General features: G+C 54.2%; 12 protein-coding genes. 3 read left to right on the top strand and 9 right to left on the bottom strand.

The features are described 5' to 3' along the window. Window positions 1-12: 12 nt before the first annotated feature. Window positions 13-369 (bottom strand): hypothetical protein, encoded by a 357-nt coding sequence (locus ACSZPU_RS15255; RefSeq protein WP_499000340.1) that lies wholly within the window; start codon window positions 367-369, stop codon window positions 13-15. 110 nt (window positions 370-479) lie between these two features. After that, window positions 480-695: a hypothetical protein gene (locus ACSZPU_RS15250; protein ID WP_499000337.1), complete on the bottom strand. Its 216-nt coding sequence runs from the start codon at window positions 693-695 to the stop codon at window positions 480-482. Between the two features lie 387 nt (window positions 696-1,082). Between ACSZPU_RS15250 and ACSZPU_RS15245 the strand changes: the two genes are divergently transcribed. The 3 genes from ACSZPU_RS15245 to ACSZPU_RS15235 all read left to right on the top strand — a co-directional run bounded on the left by ACSZPU_RS15245 (window position 1,083) and on the right by ACSZPU_RS15235 (window position 2,725). After that, a complete protein-coding gene (locus tag ACSZPU_RS15245) occupies window positions 1,083-1,823 on the top strand; it encodes a TraX family protein (RefSeq protein WP_499000334.1) in 741 nt (246 codons plus the stop codon). A gap of 64 nt (window positions 1,824-1,887) precedes the next feature. Beyond that, window positions 1,888-2,280 carry a hypothetical protein gene (locus tag ACSZPU_RS15240; RefSeq protein ID WP_499000331.1) on the top strand — a complete coding sequence of 131 codons (393 nt, stop codon included), beginning with the start codon at window positions 1,888-1,890 and terminating at the stop codon, window positions 2,278-2,280. Between the two features lie 121 nt (window positions 2,281-2,401). Continuing rightward, complete coding sequence (locus ACSZPU_RS15235) at window positions 2,402-2,725, top strand: hypothetical protein (protein ID WP_499000328.1); 324 nt, start codon at window positions 2,402-2,404, stop codon at window positions 2,723-2,725. Here the strand turns inward: ACSZPU_RS15235 and ACSZPU_RS15230 are convergent. The 7 genes from ACSZPU_RS15230 to ACSZPU_RS15200 all read right to left on the bottom strand — a co-directional run bounded on the left by ACSZPU_RS15230 (window position 2,703) and on the right by ACSZPU_RS15200 (window position 16,506). Then, window positions 2,703-3,506, bottom strand: a complete 804-nt coding sequence (locus ACSZPU_RS15230) for a DUF4225 domain-containing protein (RefSeq protein WP_499000326.1) — start codon at window positions 3,504-3,506, stop codon at window positions 2,703-2,705. The genes ACSZPU_RS15235 and ACSZPU_RS15230 overlap by 23 nt on opposite strands. An 838-nt stretch (window positions 3,507-4,344) precedes the next feature. Further along, window positions 4,345-5,205: a plasmid replication initiator RepA gene (gene repA, locus ACSZPU_RS15225; protein WP_499000323.1), complete on the bottom strand. Its 861-nt coding sequence runs from the start codon at window positions 5,203-5,205 to the stop codon at window positions 4,345-4,347. A 682-nt stretch (window positions 5,206-5,887) separates the two neighbouring features. Further along, window positions 5,888-6,670 (bottom strand): DsbA family protein, encoded by a 783-nt coding sequence (locus tag ACSZPU_RS15220; RefSeq protein ID WP_499000320.1) that lies wholly within the window; start codon window positions 6,668-6,670, stop codon window positions 5,888-5,890. Between the two features lie 10 nt (window positions 6,671-6,680). Beyond that, window positions 6,681-12,275 carry a MobF family relaxase gene (gene mobF, locus ACSZPU_RS15215; RefSeq protein ID WP_499000317.1) on the bottom strand — a complete coding sequence of 1,865 codons (5,595 nt, stop codon included), beginning with the start codon at window positions 12,273-12,275 and terminating at the stop codon, window positions 6,681-6,683. After that, on the bottom strand, window positions 12,272-14,827 hold the full coding sequence (traD, locus tag ACSZPU_RS15210) for a type IV conjugative transfer system coupling protein TraD (RefSeq protein ID WP_499000315.1): 2,556 nt from the start codon (window positions 14,825-14,827) through the stop codon (window positions 12,272-12,274). The genes mobF and traD overlap by 4 nt, the downstream gene beginning before the upstream one ends. A gap of 248 nt (window positions 14,828-15,075) precedes the next feature. After that, window positions 15,076-15,801: a complement resistance protein TraT gene (traT, locus tag ACSZPU_RS15205; RefSeq protein WP_499000313.1), complete on the bottom strand. Its 726-nt coding sequence runs from the start codon at window positions 15,799-15,801 to the stop codon at window positions 15,076-15,078. 141 nt (window positions 15,802-15,942) lie between these two features. Then, window positions 15,943-16,506, bottom strand: coding sequence for a hypothetical protein (locus ACSZPU_RS15200; RefSeq protein WP_499000311.1), 564 nt, complete (start codon window positions 16,504-16,506; stop codon window positions 15,943-15,945). Window positions 16,507-16,819: the final 313 nt, after the last annotated feature.

Raw genomic sequence — 16,819 nt, 5'->3', positions numbered from 1 at the left:
ACTTATCGGTAGTTAACCCTTCCTCCTACACTCTCCACAATCATGTCCGAGCGTTGCACTTATTATCTGAATTCGCTGCTTCTGTTCCCATCCGTAAGGGAAAATAATGCTGTAGTTCCCTGTTTGCATATTTCTCTCATCAGGGCCTGCGACGATACGCGCCACCTCCTTATTCAGGCGTTCTCCTCGCCAGCCATACGCCGCCAGTCGCTTACGAATACGCGCGATGGGAAAACGTTTATCGGAGTGTCGGGGAAAGAGTAGCGTCCCGTCCTCATTTCGTTTGATGCCAAACATATCCAGAGACTGTTCGATCACCACTGTTCGCGCGGGGAAATGCTCACGCATAGTTTTCATCATATTTTCCATTACAAACTCCTGAATTAATACAACCAGCCAGAGAGCAGCCTTATACTGGCTTACTCCCTGCGTCATCATTCATTTCACACTGGAGCTCGCGCCAGTATTCGGCAATATTGTTAACCACCCCAATAAACGCCTGTTGTAACCTGTAAATCAGCATTATAAAACGTCACTTTATTTGATGCGTTATATTCTTCGGAAATATCATTCCCGAAAAAACAAAGAGTAACAAACATCCCTGCAAGCATCAGAGAGTAATACATTGATATTTTCTTTCTGTAACACCCTGATGCAATGAGTAAAACACCTGATATAGCGAATGTAATAAACATGTGATCCGGCCTTTTTTATGTTTGGATCGTGTTAATTCTTTATTAATAAATTTGGGCATGTAAAAATATTACTGCCTGGCTAAATTTTACTCTAAAGAATTTAATAAGTCTGCCGTTTTTAATATAATAACGGGAGAAGACTTATGAACAGTTTTTATCATTTCAGACAGGCGCTGGATTTAAAACAAAAAAATAAAGCCATGCTTATTTTGCGGGATAAGACAGAATCCGTAGCCAGAAAAATCATGGAAAAAGCAAAACTCCCCGTCCCGAATTATTCCGGGCGGATATTCTGGCAGTGGGCCCAGGAATATATCATCAGAGCATGTGCTCAGCATGAGGATAAAAATGTTGTCATTGCAGCCCGTGGAAAAGATATCAGCCAGAATGCGGCACAGCACGATTCCGGCACTCAACCCGTGGGGGACAGATCTGGTCAAGGTCATTGCCCTGGTCGCTATGGTCATCGATCACACCAATACCGTACTGCTGGGCACGCCCCAGCTGGAGCTGTATGCCCTGGGGAGGGCCGCATTTCCTCTGTTTGCGCTGATCTGGGCCATGAATGTCTGCCGGGACCCGGAGAGACTTCAGCTGCGGGCGCGCCGGCTGTGGATTTGGGCAGTGGCTACCCAACCCGTATTCACCCTGACATTTCAGGGGCACGTTCCCTGGTATGCGCTGAACATACTGTTCGTGTTTGCCGGCGTCACACAGCTGCTGGCATCCTTCCACAGCGCAGGCAAACGTGGCGCACTGTGCGGTCTGGTGTTGCTGGCCATCATGGTCTGGCCACTGACGCCTGCAAGCTATGGCATTCCAGGTCTGATCCTGTCTTTGTCTCTGGCGCTGTGGTTCGCGTTACCGGCGGGCACCCGGCGCAAGATGGCGGGTATCACGGCGGTGGTATCGCTGACAATGCTCAACGGGATGACACATCTCGTGGATGCCCCGGCAGCAGCCCTGATATTCGCGGTTATTCCGACAATACTTCTCCCGGCCGTTGCCCTGAATACCGTAGAAAAAATGCAGTCCGGCCATACGCAACGGTTTATGCACCGTCACTTCTTTTACCTGGCTTACGCGGGCCATCTTCTGGTGCTGAGCCTTATCCGGTATCTCAGCTGACAAGCCGGCGCCAGGTGAACGTGCAACCACGATATTTCCACCGACAACAAACAGAGGTCTTCTCATGAGTAGCAAACCTGGACAGGCCATTTGCGCCGGGACAGACACACATATCTCCCGTAACCCCCCCGGCACGCGGTCAGACATCATTGCGCATTTCGATCGCTATGTGGCGCTTAACCCTGCAGAAGTGGAATGCTTCATGTCGCTCCAGCTCGATAACGACAGATACGAATACACCACGCAGTTCATCGAACTGGCCATACAATGCCGGCAGCGTGAGGGGCTGGACCACGCGGATGTCTGTGGCTTACGTAATGACGTGATTTTCTATGAAGCCATGTTCCGCCTGTTCAGCGAAACAGGCCGTACCGTGCATCAGCAGGGTTCTGTCATGCCACGCTGCAGAGAGATTGAGAACGATCCAGAATACCAGCCCCTGTTCGGCCAGGCGTAATTCCTGATCTCAGGTCAGGGTAATCCGCCACGCCGGCACCAGGTGGAAAACAGACCATAACCACAGTGTTCTTGCCCGGAAGAGTTCTGCGTATATACTTTTCTGCACAAGGGAGAATGCTATGGCCATCAATGAGAATGACTTACGTAGCGCCGGGTTCACTGAACGTGACATGGCAGACTTACATACCCGGCTTAGCCGTGGCGGCGGAACAATGGATGATCTGATCACTGCGCTGGCGCGGCGATTCCGGGTGTCACTCTGGGTAACAGTGGTCATCATTCTTGTCATGCTGCTTACCGTGTTTACCGGCAACCGGACGCATATCATCTCGGGAGGCATCAGTGCCGCGGTTGTGCTGGTTATCGCCTGGTGTACTTTCCCTCCGCTACTGGCCTGGAAAGCACGCCAGCTGCATAACGCTATTGACCGTCAGGCTCGATAGACAGTAAATCCAGGGCGACTTTAGCTTTGATACCCCAGCCCGCAATTTTTATCGCCATGACGGGCCGGGGCGTGGTGTTCACTTTCCGGAAAAAATCAGGTTTCGTCCAGTACCACAACCGTTGTGCTTCTGGCTTCAGTCGCAGCCCGTATGCACCGTAAACTTCACTGAATAACGTCACCGCCTGGTACGCGCCCAGCCCCTGCTGCCGGCTGAACCCCAGAAATTCGGCCGTTTCCATCGAGCCATCAGCGAACATCCCTTCTGTCTGTTTATCACCCAGAAAAGTGCGTCCCACCTCACGTGAAATCGTATTAAAACCGTTCACCACGATGATGGCCCCGGCCACCACGCCAAGGGGTGTCATTGAAGACATCATCATTATCCCGCCAAAGATGGCCACGCCGGCGACAACCACGTCGACCGCAGAAATGATGTACCCGACAATTTTATTCTCGTCCCGGACGATTTTTACTTCCGCGTAAATCTTTGCATATCCTGTGCGCAGCGCCCTGGACTGCTCGAGCAGGCTGGTGTTCTCTGCCCGCAGTGCTTTTATGCAGGCCATACACTCATCATCCGTTCTGGCGCGGCGCGCCGCTTCAAACTGGGCCATGATGACCGATTTTATTTCGTCCACGAACTGCAGCCGCGTAAGACCATCCTGCAGGTGCATGGCGGCCACAGTATTGGCCGTATTGACGAGTTTTCTGGCTTCCAGATTGATCATGGTTTCCGACCACGCCAGCCGGTTCTGGCCGGGGAATAATGCTGTGTCCATTTTTTCGCCTCAGTGTGTTTTCTTATTACAGCTTATTCCCGTTCGGGTATTTGACAACCCACTCACCATCCAGGGAAGAGCCGGTGAGCTGTGCGAACTGGCTCACTGAATGCCGCACAGCGGCATAAAGGCGCCTGACGATGCGAAATGAGGCACTCAGGAGAATGGCGCCGTCACCCGGCGAAGCCGGCTGCATGATAGACGATCGCTATTAACCCCCCCGTCCTGCAAAGCCATAACCCGCTAAAAGCGGCCCAGGAGCTTCTTTACGCGGTCGGAGTGGTCACGGCAAGGCCGAAGGCCGCAGACGGGGCGTATCTCCGCGTGCGAGCGTTTACGCGAGCTACGAGCGTGTTTGATGGTACTTCCGCTGGCCTGTTACAGCGATGCGGGGTTAGTTACATCATCCCTTTTAAAGCGGTGCAGTTCCGGGCCTTTGGCCCGGGGCGGCGCGGCTTTTCAGGACAGGTAGTGGGTACGGTGTCAGGCGGAGGCACAGAGGGGACCCGCCGCTTGCGGTGGGGGGTGCTTCGGTTCTGAGCGGCGTGGCCGAAGGCCACTGCAAGCGAAGGCTTATTCACAGAGCTGTGGCTCTTAACTTTAAAGGATCTGTATTGAAGTAAAGGAAGGTCACTACGCATACACGCTTCTGAATGCATCCATGGAAAGAATCCATTTGCATCTATATGGGGATAACCGAAAAAAGGATCGCTATTCCGCCGCGAGGATCGCGTTTCTGGCCAGACGTCGTCGATGCAGTGTTCACAAAACAGGCAATGGTTTCCTGCAGGCGTGCAGAAACCTCCGCAGTGAAGCGGAGGCTTACAGAGAACCGGAATTACTCCTGCTGTCGGGCTATCTTCCGTATCAGGGCCAGACGCTGGTTAACGAGCCTCCTGAACCCTTCCATGGTGATACCTTCATGCAGTCCCTGGCTCAGTTCATGCTGAAGCTGGCAGCTAATCTGGTGGCGCAGGGCTTTGTCGTCTTTTTTAACGGCAATCCGGGCAATCTTTTGCTTACGACGGATATCCTGTGCCGTTTTGCGTTGTTGCCAGGTGATTTCCACCAGTTTTTCGCGTTGCAGGCGCGAGGCTTCAGATTTGGTCAGAGGTTTCTGGCCTTTTTTAGCCAGCCCCATGTTCTGCCAGGCCAGCTGCTGATTACTCGCTTTCTGCCAGGCCTGGGCAGAACTGCCGACCATGTCGAAGAAGCGATCGGTAACCTGGATATCTGCCGGGAAATACTGACGGGTCACTTTATCCCATAACAATTTGTAGGTAATGACGCCGTAAGCGGCCAGATCATGCGCGGCCCGGGTTGCCCGTGTGATAGAGGTATTACCGGCTTTTGAACAGGTGGACAGACCCGCTTCATGGGCAAGGGTGGTAAAACTAACGGGGATAGTGCCGCTGATTATGTTGAGATGGTACACCATCGCATGCGCCAGTGCGTTGATAGCACGTGCACGGTGTTTGTTGAAATGCCGGGCGCGTACCATCAGCTTATTGGTTTTATGGTGATACGCATCGTAATAGTAAAACCCTGTCCAGCGGGAAACATCCCGGTCAGACACTTTTTCGATCAGGGTTTTGTTGAACGCCGGCAGTTTATGTTTATGGTGTGCAGGGCGAGTAAACGCCGGTGTGGCATTAACCACGTAGCACTGTCTGACGTGTGGATGTAATTGTTCAGTCACCAGACTCCATACTTATGGCGTGCTGGTATTGTGTTATGTGATGCATGCGTTATAATCCTTCACAGGCAAAGCGCCTGCTTTATGACCCCTCGAACTCTACTGAAGCCGCCAAGTTTCGTATAGAATTCGGGGGGTTTTTGCATTCAGGCTCCGGCAAATCTGACGGAACCTTCTCCCGGGCGTTTTACGGATACACCCTATCCTGGTAATCCTTAATCCCGTTGCCCGTTCGCATGTACAGGCATCGAGTCGCGATTTCATTCCTGCCCTGAATAAAGTGTCCCACCACAAGACGCCCCATCCAGCCGGATAACCGGTTTGAGATAAGTCAGAAATCTATGTTCATTAACTACAAATCACCCCACCACAAGGCTTTTGCAGCAAACTGAGTCTACCCAATTGCCATACCGTTTTCTAGCCAAAATAGATCGCGTGGTAAGTAACAGGATCAAATATTTGGTCATTACTGGAAAAAACTGGCAACGCTCCCTGCCATCATAATGCAGGAAGTGGGATACATGCGCGATGTACTGTCTTAACCGATAACCGTGAGGGCGCATGAGGTATCCTCATGCGTTCGAGGGGTTGGACAAGCCCGGGAACCGGGCGCGTTCAGGAAAGCTGTGACTGCCGTCAGGGTATTTCTGGCGGGATTTTACCGCTGACGGCAATGTGCCAGGTGCTAATTGCGGGCTTTCTTAATCGCCGCCAGGATCTGTTCAGCACTGGCCAGTCCGGGGAAAACCGTGATGGTTTTCGGTGTGGCCCCCTTCACCGGCATAACAATGAGTCCTGGTGTACCGGTCAGCTCAAGCGCCTGTGCCAGTGCATTGTTGTTTTCAAGCAGACTTCGGTCATCCCCTTGCTGTCTTTCCGTGACACCGGCGGCCTTCGCTGCCGTATCGATATCGTCGACCGTCAGCTGGCCTTCATTATGCCCTGAGCGGTAAAGGGCGTTGTGATATGTCAGGTATCCGGCCGCCCCCTTCTGCTTCCAGACATCAAGACCGCGCAATGCCGCTTTCTCAGAGTTCTCCCAGTGTGAGGCGAAAATCGGCCATTCCTTAAAGATGTAGCGTACACCCGGGCTGGCTTTCATCACTTTCTCCAGCTCCGGAGCCAGCTTGCTGCAGTAGATACACTGGTAATCGAAAAATTCAATCACGGCTACGTTTGCGTTATCCGGACCCACGACGGGCGTACCCGCGTCACGCAGCAGTGCCGGCTGGTTATCCATCACTCTCAGCGTGAGGGCCATCTGCTGGCGTTCCTGCTGTTGCTGCTGCAGCTTCTGACTGACCTGGACCAGTACCTCCGGGTGTGCCACCAGGTAGTCAGCGGCAATTTTTCCTATCTGAGCCTCTTCTGCGGGCGTGAATACCGGCGAAGGTGCTGCCTGCAGGGGAGTTATTGAGATCAAATTGTATGTTGTAACTAATAAAAACAGTGTCTTTTTAAGCATCATGGCGGGTTTCCTAGCGTTCTTTCTGAATAGTGGGGGTACGACCGGGTTCATCGTGCTCGATGGCGCGCCCGCGCTCATGCACGTCCTGCGGGATATCAATGCGTTTTTGTTCCGCCAGTTCACCGGCAACCCGTTCTGCAGCCCGTGAAAAGTCCCGGGTTTCCTGTGAACGGTCCGGGAGCGGGATACTGTCGATATCGATGCGCACATCGGGTACGGATCGCACCGCTCCGGCGACCCGTGCAATCGTCTCTTTATCCACACTGCGGGGTTCCGCAGAACGGGACGGTTCGGGGATAACAGACGGAATGTCCGGTACCGGCTCAGGGGGAATAACGATTTTCTCAGGCTCCACGGGGGCTTTTCTGAGTGCGTCGGCCTGCCGGCTGGCCAGGTCAGTTTCAGCCTGACGCTGTGCAATCAGTGCCTCGCTGGCTCTGTCCACAGCCCCGCGCATATCCGGCTCGCCCTGAACCGGCGGTACCGGAGGCAGCACGGTTTCAGCCATGCCCTCTTTCACCGCCTGCGCCCGGGCAGCATCCGCGGCCTGGTCAGTCCCTTTACTGACTTTCAGCATCCAGGGTGAGGGCCGCTCTTCCCCTGTCTGCCAGACCACACCGTCACGCGGGTGCTCCCGGGCAGTGTTAATCGCTGCGGCAAGCTCCTTCACCACATGCGTGTTTCCACTCTCGCTGCGCTGCAGAACAGCACCTGATGCGCCGTCGGTGGCGACCATGCGCAGCGACCCCTGAGTCAGTTTGCCGTTGTCACTGGCGACCAGAGACACCAGGGCCAGTCCGGCGGTTTTGCCATTATCATCATAGAGGGGCAGTGCCATCGCCGGCTCCGGGAACCGCTTTGTCGCCGGAATGATACGGGCTGAAAGGCGGTGGCCATCGACCCCTTCATGCCGTGACCAGGTCCTGCCGATGGCCGTTTTACTCACCGGCTGCCCCATCGCCCAGATAAGGCGCGCCTGTTTACGTTCCGTCTCGGGATGCAGGGCATCATGCGCCGTTTTGGTCTGGTACTCGGGAGATTTGACCGACTGGACCCATTTCTCCGTCCCGTCTGTGTATATCTGGACATGTTCTTTCGCGCGCGATGCAGAAATATAAAACGCACGCTTCGTGGCCAGATACTGGCGCCCGCCCTCGGTCCCCTCAAGCGAGATGACATAATCACTGCTGGCCCCCTGCGAGCCATAACCGGTTACTGCCCAGGCATAATCGATATGCTGCTCCGCCCGTGCCTCAGACGGGTTAATGACCTTCACACCGGAGGCCCCTTTCATGACGATGTCACCGTTGTCCCTGATGGCATCGACCGTAAAACGCTGACTGGCCGTCTGGCCACGGTTACGGTCCGTGGCGGTAAAGCGCAGTTCTGCGCCGGTACGCACCTCAATCTGGTTGCGGGTAAACAGCTCCACATCGCCGATCAGCAGTTCGCGTGGCGAGTAGAGGCCAATCTTCCCGTCCTCGTTTTTTACCGTCACCATTGCACCATTGCGGTCGACGGCAATCACGTCCTGGTAGACGTCCCCGCGTTTGACCACCATACCGGATGCCCAGGCACTGGTTTTATTGAACTCATGGCGGGTATGGCTGATTTTTTCCAGCACAGGCACCATCACTGCCTTCTCGCCCAGCACCCCCTGCCCGGCCAGCTGGCTGAAGATGCCGCCATTAATGGCCTGACGGTCTGCATTGAGCTGTGCAATTACCAGAGTACGCGAACGCACCTCAGGTGTGCGCGACATCCAGTCAGCCACGATGGCGTCTGTCGGTTGTTTTGTTTCCTCAATGCCCGTCAGGGGAACGGTGAATGTCGCCTCCGGACGGCGTGTAACCTTATCCGGAGGCTGCGATTCGAGACGCTTTAGTGCCGCATCAATGCGGTTGTCGATAATGTCATGGATGGCATTTTTCAGACTGGTATCCTTCTGGCGAACAATCTGCTTCATGATGGCCACATCCATCGGACTGCGCTCCTGCGCCAGTTTAAACGGCGCACCGGACTCAATCGCTTCGAACTGATCAATGTCCCCCATTGATACACCGCGTCCCCCACCGGCTTTAATGGCCAGATACGCAGCGGCCATATCCTGGTTGCCCAGCATCGAGGATTCGTCCATCAGGAAGACCTGGTGACGGTAGTCCGGTTTTTCGCCGGCAGCGACCATCTGCTCATGCTCCACCAGAAAGGATTTGACCGTCTGCGCCCCGACATCCACGTCCCTGAGCTCCTTCACCGCCTGGTGAGTCGGCGCGAGCCCCCGTAACAGTGGCCGCGCCACGTCTGGCAGCGTATCGACAGCCGCTTTCACTGCCCGGACCTGCGTGGTCTTACCCACCCCGGCATAGCCCTGGATGCCGGTAAACTGGTCTGTGCTGCGCAGGACCAGCAGCGCAGCGTCCTTCTGTCCGGACGTCAGGCCGTCGAGCAGCGTCATGTCGACCTGCTCCAGTAACGGCTCCTGGGTACCTTTACCTTCCGTGATGGCCGTGATAATGGATTTCTCCATCTCGAAGGTGGCGCGCGCCACCAGAAACGGTTTACCCCTGCCCGGAACCCGGATGAGATCACCGTCCTTAACCATGCCTTTTATTTCCAGCCCGATGGTCATCATATCCGGATGAAAACGCGCAGCGGCCACCGCCAGCTCCACTTCACCAAAGAGAACGGTCTGCTGGTCTTCAATGGCCCGGTGAACGGCCAGTGCGGCCTCACTTTTGACATTGTCCCGCAGCTGCGCCACAGCGTCGCTGGCGTCCTCTTTGCCACTGAGTTTCTGAACAAGCTGAAGAGGTGAACTCTCGGTACGCATCCGCTGCAGCCAGGCCTCAGCCTTGTCCTGCGCTTCTGACGTAAAGATTTCGGCCTTCACGCCGGACTGGGCCAGCGAGTTCATCGTCTGGCCCGTGATATCACGGGCGTTGAGGGCCGCCAGTACCGTGCCGGATTCATTGTCCCGGTTACCCGGAGACGCGACATAACCGTGAGAGACATACAGCGGACGGTCAACAGGCAGGGACACGCTTTTCCCTTCCCGGGTGGCTTCAATGCCCTTGCTGCTGATGGCCGTCACGGTCAGCCGGTCTTTCGCTTTCAGTCCGGCCTGTTTATCCCCGGCCACCGCAATCAGCTTCTCACCCGGCACCACCGACAGGTTCTCGCTGTTAAACAGCCGCCAGTCTGCTGACAGGTCGCCGATTTTCTGGCGGACCAGTACGCCGTCGCTGTCAATCAGGGACAGCACACGGGTGTCCTCGTGAACCCGGTCAATGACGAAGTGGCGCGTTTCTTTTTCGCTGCGGTCTTCCAGCACCTGACCCGGGCGGTAACTGCCGGCCATTCTGCGGGTTTTGTTGTCCAGCCAGACAGGCGTGCGTGCTTCCACGGTGACACCGTCACGTTCAAGCTGTCCGGCATTCTGCAGCGCATCACGGATGAGGCCGGTCATCTGCTTCTGCTCACGCTGGCCGATGACAATGGCCGTGACCGGCTCGCTACCGGCGCTGAGCTCAGCAAAACGGTTAGCCATCGCTTCGTAGCGATCGCGCTTATCGCTGATACTGACGACCGACGCCTCCAGCCCGGGGGCTGGCTCGGTACGGCGGCTGCGCACCACCCCCGCCGACTCGAGTACCGACATGGCATTGCCGTTCGCCTGACGGCCGGCACTGTCCAGGAAGATAAGCTGCGCGCCTTTATCCCGCGCCTCACCCAGCAGAACCAGGGTTTCCTTGAGGCCCAGCCGTTCAGCACCCTCGATGACCAGCGTACTCTGCGGGGCAAGACTGAAATCCGTGCTTAACACCTGTTGACGCCCCATGATTTTTTCCCGCAGCGCGTCAGACTTGGCCAGCGACACCGACCGCTCCGCCGAGCTGGCCAGAACACGGACTTCGCGACCGTGAGAGGCTGAGACGGCACTGATTTGCTCAGTCAGTTCGCGAATGCCGGCAACACCTTTCGGGGCATTCATCAGCACAAGCGCATCGGTTTCCACCACGCCCAGTGCCGCCGGGGCGCTCTGCCCGGGCCGACGGAAACTGACCACTTTCGCATCGCTGAGATGGTCCTTACTCAGCGCCTGGATAGAGAGCTCATCCAGCAGATGGTTACGGGAGGTGAATACCCCCTTTTCGCTGTCCAGCGGCACAATCATCCCTTCGCGAAGCGACGCGTCGATAGCAGCCTTAAGCTCTTTCACATCCGGAATTTTGTCGCTGAATTCGGTGGTGCTGAGCATCAGCTCGCCCCAGGTAAAACGGGTTTTGCTGTCACTGAGCTGAGAGATGGCCATCTTCACGGCACTGGCCACCTCCGGACGAACCTCGGGAACAGTCCGGGCCGCCATCCCCGGGGGCGATTTTTCCCCCTGTTCCTGTTTAAGTTCTTCTGTTTTCAGCGTTGGTTCGGCATTTTCTTTTACTGACAGGTGGTTTTTCTCATCAGCGGAGACCGGTTTCCCATCCGGTCTCTGCCCATCCCCCTCCGTCGATTTTGCCCGGGAGTCCACGTCATCCCGCTTAATGACTTCTGCGGTACCCAACCGGCTATCATTCGCGGGTTCCGGACCGGCATGCGCAGGTGATTTCTCGTCGTTCGCCGGCTTAACACCGCCGGTGTTCTTCTCAGGGGCAGGGACCTCCAGTCTGACCGGACGGGAAACGGCAGGCTCCGTGACCGGTTCACGCGGAACCACGCTCGCCTGGTATTCCCGGATATTCCAGCCCTTTTCCGTCATCTGGCCAATCCAGCGCTCCATCAGGCGCAGCCGGGACGGGTCGACTTTCGCCCGGCGTGTATCCTTTGCTGCCACGTCGCGGCTGCGTAGCGTGGCTTCCGCGCCCACCGCACCTTTAACCTCACGGCCACGGGACGAAAACTCTTCACGGATCTCTGCCGGCACGCCCTTAATTTCCCACATCCCGTGGGGACCCACTTCCTCCACCTCATGGCCCAGCGCTTCAACACGTTCACGCAGGGTATGGCGGTATATTTTCCCCAGCGTGACCTGCATTTTCATGACCGTCTCGATAAAACCGGCATCGTGGATTTTATCCGTGGCCAGCGCTTTCCATTTCCCGTTCAGCTCCGTCATGTTGGCAACCAGCATATGGGTGTGCAACTGTGGATCGAGATTGCGGGAGGTATCGTGTGTAAAGAGCGCGGCCACCAGTTTTCCGGTCTGAACGATGGACGTTTTACCGTTCACCGTTTCCCGGGCAGAGATCAGTTTTTCCACATAGCTCGCCGCCACACGGACGGCATCCTGGTGGGCTTTTACCATTTCCTTGTCGCCCCCGATAAGACCCAGTATCGAGACACTTTTCGGTGCGGAGAAGGTAAGGTCGTGGCCTGGCCGGTGAACATGGTTGCCGTTGATTTCTTTACCCAGACGGGAACCGTCCGGCAGCCGTCCCTCGAGGACGGCCGTCAGCGTATCGCTTCTGACTTTCCCTTCCAGCCCAAGCGCGCTGGCGCCTTCACCCAGCCATTCACTTTCCAGCTGGCCGAGAAAATAATAGTTATCCGAGTTGCCGTAGTAGGATGCCGCATCACCGGCAGAGGCGACTGGCGCGACTGACATCATAATTCGTGCTCTCCTTCATCTTCATAACGCTCCATGTCCAGCTCACTGAAACCGGGGTCACTCTGGTCGCGATGGCGCAGGATGTTTTCTTCCTCATCCGCCATACGCCGGTTGGCTTTCGGGGCATCGTGGCTTTCCTGCTGCGTCGGGTTTTTCCCCGCTGTGTTTATCTGCAGTCCCCCCTCCGCCAGCTCCGTTATTTCCATGCTCAGCTCCTGCGCTTCGCCACCGCTTTCGGTGTCGTCGGCACCGTCGTTCTGCGCAGCCGGCAGTTGCTGGCGAAGGCGGTTAAGCCGGTCAAATGGATTAAAGGCTGCTCCCGTAGCCGGCTTTTCGGCTGATGCCGGGATATCCGGCTGTACCGGCGATGAGCGGGTTTCCGGGGCGGGCGTCGAAGGTTGTGTATTCAGGGCCTTTTCTGCACGGGACACCGTACTGAGCGGCGCACTCGTCCGTGGCCTGGCAGGTCTGAGCGCCACGACGTTATCCGCAGGAAGGGGTTTCTCTTCGTCAGGTTCGGCTGTGTTCTGCGGGACGACGACTGGCTCCACGGGGTGTTTCACCGCTGTGGGGACCGGCACAACAGGAACGTCCGTGGCCACATTGTTTGTGGGTACGGTTCTGGCCGGTGTCTGTGATTGCTGTGGCGGTTGTCCGGGTTGTGGCTGACTGGCTTTCGGTGCCTTTTCTCCTCGTTCCATCACTTCGTCGCCGGTCGGGAATGACAAGCCAGCCAGGGCAGCTGAGCGCTCATTTTCCCGTACCAGTTTTTCCAGCTCCGGACTGAGTGCATCGCGGAAGTCACGCTCAATAAAACCGGGGTGGATTTTCTTCATCTTCCGGTATTTCAGCCCCAGCTTAACAACCGGGTATTCGCCAGGTAACCTGACGTAAAACTTCAGGTTCGGCAGTCTCATAACCTGCTCATAATCAACGATGGGTTCTCTAACCCGCTCCTTGCCGATTGACACGCCGTCACGCACAGAATCCATACCGTAGCTGTTTTGTTCCCGGGCTTCCTTACGTCGTTGAGGACCCAATTCTTTTTCAACAATTTCTGCGACTTCGGAGCTGGGTGAACGGCCATACATGCGCGTGTTAAGCAAGTCAAAAATGGATTTGGCCTGCTCACGACCATAGACATTAATGAGCTGCGGCATGTTCTGAATACCAATGACAAAGCAGCTACCGAATTTTCGCCCCTCAGCCAGAGTCTCTGCAAACTGCGGGATTCGTTGGAGGCTGGTTTTCTCATCAAAAATAAACCACACCCTGCGGTCGGGGTTCTCACCCATACTCTGTAAAAACATTGTCGCCATAGAGACCCACATGGATATCAAAGGGCGTACGCTCTGACGATGCCGGGCCAGGGTTGAAATAAACAACCAGCTGTTGCTGTGCTCTTCGCTGGTCATCCAGTCCCGGATGGTAAATTCTGGACGGGTCCCGTCATCAAGTCCCTGCAGATAACGCAGTGCCTTCGCATAGTTGGTCACAACAGAACGGATAGAGATGGCCGTTTTTTCAATTTTTTCTTCCACCAGGTTGGCAGACGGGGTGTTGGCCAGGTATTCGCGCAGACTTTTCATGCTGAGTGACAACAGCGTTTTGAGGAACTTCTCAATGCTGCGATCGGGATCCGTTGACATGCGAATCGCCAGGTCGGACCAGATTGTCCTGGAACTGGATACCCAGAATGGGTCAGATTCCCCTTCGACGGGTATCAGGCTGGCGGCCATATTTTCATAATCGACCACATCGACACACTCACCCCACAACTGCCAGTTGGCACAGCGATCGTCATGCGGGTTCAGGATGAAATCTGTTTTCGGGTTGTAATGTGTTTCGGTGAAGGTGCATCCGGAATCGTAGATAATCGCGCGGTCACCACGTTTGCGGATGTAATCAAGCAGCCAGCGGATGATCGTGGATTTCCCAACATTGATTGTTCCATGGATCAGGAAATTCATGATTTCTGCATTCTTTACCATGTGCAGGTCGCCAACCCGCAAATCGGAGCACTCACCGCTTTTACGCAATAGCCGGTTCACTACTCCTGGCTTGTCAGTGAGCGTCATGCCGGAAATGAATTCGTCCTCACTCTCCTTTCGCCCAATCCGGCTGATGTACCCGCTGATGCCGGCGAAGACGAACGCACTGAAAATAGCGCTAACCAGCGCAGCGGACTGCAGCTGTGCGAGCACGCGCTCCCCCATCACCTGCATATACGCATCGGTCAGTATCTGCGGCAGGGTCATTTTGATGATCAGGGCGGTGCCTGTCGGGGCATAGAAGTAATGGATGTCGTAGAGTTTCCCCTGACCTGCGGGGATGAGATCGAGAAAGCTGCTGTTTATCCAGGCAAACCAGTACAGGCTGCCGTTATCCAGGACTTCCTGCGGGGTACGAAGCAGAAAAATCGCTGACGCCAGAATGGCAAACAGGATGAACACCCAGAATCCTATCCAGTTGTTCACCTGCAGAAACATGCGCCAGCGATAGGCCGTCATCTGCCCACCCTGGGTGAGATTTTTGCCTGCGAAAGTGCTCATAGATTTTGTCCAGACAACATCACACCACCCGAAACAACAAGCGGGTCGTGTTCAGTGAAATATCAGACGCGCTCGCCGCAGGCCGGACAGCGCAAAGCGATATCCGGCGAGGAAGCGAAACGTCCACGGAATGAAAGGGGGCACATACGCCCGGTGTTACAGAAGGAAAGCGGTACTACAGAGGTGGAGCTGGATGGTCACAGAAGACCAGAATGAAAAGCAGTGGCATGGCCACTGCTTATAGTGAATTACATAATGCCGGCGACTGATTTCGCCAGTTGGGCCTCGAGCACCGGTTTGGCTTCTTCGAATTTCAGGTTGACCTTATTCGCGTTCGACACGACGCGGGTCTGGTATTTCTGGCGGTTACCTTCCTCCGTGCTGGTCTGCACTTTCACACCCGATGTCCCCTGCTTAAGTGCCGCCACATTGTCGGTGGTCACCTTCGCTTTGGTGCGCTCGGAAATTTGCAGGTCTGTGACCATCGTGAAATTGACGTCTTCCACCATAGCATCAGCGGCTAATCCCACCAGACCGGTTGCCAGCCCCACGCCCAGCGTGGTACCCGCAGAGCCAGTGTTATAGGCAGCAATTCCGGCGCCCAGCGCAGCACCGGTGGCCGCACCTTCATAACCGGTATTCAGGAATCCCTGTGCCTGACGGAGGTCCATTTTGTCTGCTTTGAGCACATTAGCCTGAACCCAGTAATAAGCGGCATCCGGCGAGCTGGTAACTTTATAGCCTTTCGCAGTAAGGTCATTCGCAATTAACGTCTGAAGGTTGGACATATCCTTATCAGAGGTATTTCGGACCTGGATAAATACGGTTTTTTCGCTGGATGGCTCCAGCCATACCGTCTGGCTCATTTGAGTTTTTACGTCCAGATTACGTTTTTTGACTGCCGTGGACATTGCGCCACAACCGGTCAGAGTAAATGCAGAGAGTACAATAGCCGCAACAATTGTTTTATTCATCAATAAGAGTCCTTCGTAGATTTGAGATCCAGATGCTTCAGGCAATTCTGTAGAAGTATCGGAAGGAGAATGGGATTCATTAGAGGAAAAACAAAAGCCTCGTCAAGTTAACGAGGCTTCCATGATATAAATCAAAATTTATTATATTTTCCTTACAACGGCTGATAATTTGTTCATCATAGGAATCAAGCCATATCTAGCTGTCTCTGTGCTGAGAGCAATCATTGTTATAAACAAAAAGCAAACCAGTGAAATTGGCGTCACAAAGATAGCATATGGGTTAATAAAACCAACAACCATAGCAATAACATTAATAGCAAAAAGTAAAAAAATAAAAAACCTAATCTTTTTAACTATCTTCGAAACTATAACTGATTTTTCCTTAAGTTCATCACTTACCGATAGGTATAACAATGTGTTGGGGTATATGAACAACATCATAAAAATACCGATCACCAAGGTCGCGCCACCAAAAGATAAAAGGTAGTCAGTTATGAATGACAGGAAATTATCACTTACTACTTCATTTATACCATGTGACTTTATAAAAATACCAACCGCAGTTAAAAAATTCAGTGCAACACACACTCCAGGAATAAATCCAGCATATCCCCAGACCTTAGCTGCCGATGGAATTTTTTTTGATCTATTGTCTAGAAGGTCACTGATAAGCAACAAATCATTGTCAATATCATCATATGTCATAATCACCTCCAGTTAACCTGCTTTTTCCTGAGTTCTTCAATTTTTTGCTTATGATCAGCTTGCTCATCGGAATAAATTAAATCGGAACCTGTTTTCTGTTTAACATCAGCTAACGCCCGACTTTCCTTAAATATGGCTTGAACATTATCTTGCTCTCCCTTCAATATATCACTGGATGTCTGAACAGTGGATTGTTTTTTATCAATTTCGCCAGCAGATTTGTTGATATTTCGTTCATTAGGGAAGGTGCGATTTAATCGGTGGGGTTCAGTGGAGTCCTTAGCTGTATTAGCCTTACCTTAGCTGAGCTGTA

The organism is Phytobacter sp. V69 (genome assembly GCF_965644215.1).
In the GTDB taxonomy this organism is placed as follows: domain Bacteria; phylum Pseudomonadota; class Gammaproteobacteria; order Enterobacterales; family Enterobacteriaceae; genus Phytobacter.
The sequence above is the reverse complement of the archived record's forward strand: the minus strand, read 5'-3'. Positions and strand labels throughout refer to the sequence as shown.

What these genes read in the sequence shown, in the direction of transcription:
- ACSZPU_RS15255 (WP_499000340.1), bottom strand. Translation starts at nt 369, where the DNA reads ATGGAAAATATGATGAAAACTATGCGTGAGCATTTCCCCGCGCGAACA.
- ACSZPU_RS15250 (WP_499000337.1), bottom strand. Translation starts at nt 695, where the DNA reads ATGTTTATTACATTCGCTATATCAGGTGTTTTACTCATTGCATCAGGG.
- ACSZPU_RS15245 (WP_499000334.1), top strand. Translation starts at nt 1,083, where the DNA reads ATGCGGCACAGCACGATTCCGGCACTCAACCCGTGGGGGACAGATCTG.
- ACSZPU_RS15240 (WP_499000331.1), top strand. Translation starts at nt 1,888, where the DNA reads ATGAGTAGCAAACCTGGACAGGCCATTTGCGCCGGGACAGACACACAT.
- ACSZPU_RS15235 (WP_499000328.1), top strand. Translation starts at nt 2,402, where the DNA reads ATGGCCATCAATGAGAATGACTTACGTAGCGCCGGGTTCACTGAACGT.
- ACSZPU_RS15230 (WP_499000326.1), bottom strand. Translation starts at nt 3,506, where the DNA reads ATGGACACAGCATTATTCCCCGGCCAGAACCGGCTGGCGTGGTCGGAA.
- ACSZPU_RS15220 (WP_499000320.1), bottom strand. Translation starts at nt 6,670, where the DNA reads ATGATGCTTAAAAAGACACTGTTTTTATTAGTTACAACATACAATTTG.
- mobF (WP_499000317.1), bottom strand. Translation starts at nt 12,275, where the DNA reads ATGATGTCAGTCGCGCCAGTCGCCTCTGCCGGTGATGCGGCATCCTAC.
- traD (WP_499000315.1), bottom strand. Translation starts at nt 14,827, where the DNA reads ATGAGCACTTTCGCAGGCAAAAATCTCACCCAGGGTGGGCAGATGACG.
- traT (WP_499000313.1), bottom strand. Translation starts at nt 15,801, where the DNA reads ATGAATAAAACAATTGTTGCGGCTATTGTACTCTCTGCATTTACTCTG.
- ACSZPU_RS15200 (WP_499000311.1), bottom strand. Translation starts at nt 16,506, where the DNA reads ATGACATATGATGATATTGACAATGATTTGTTGCTTATCAGTGACCTT.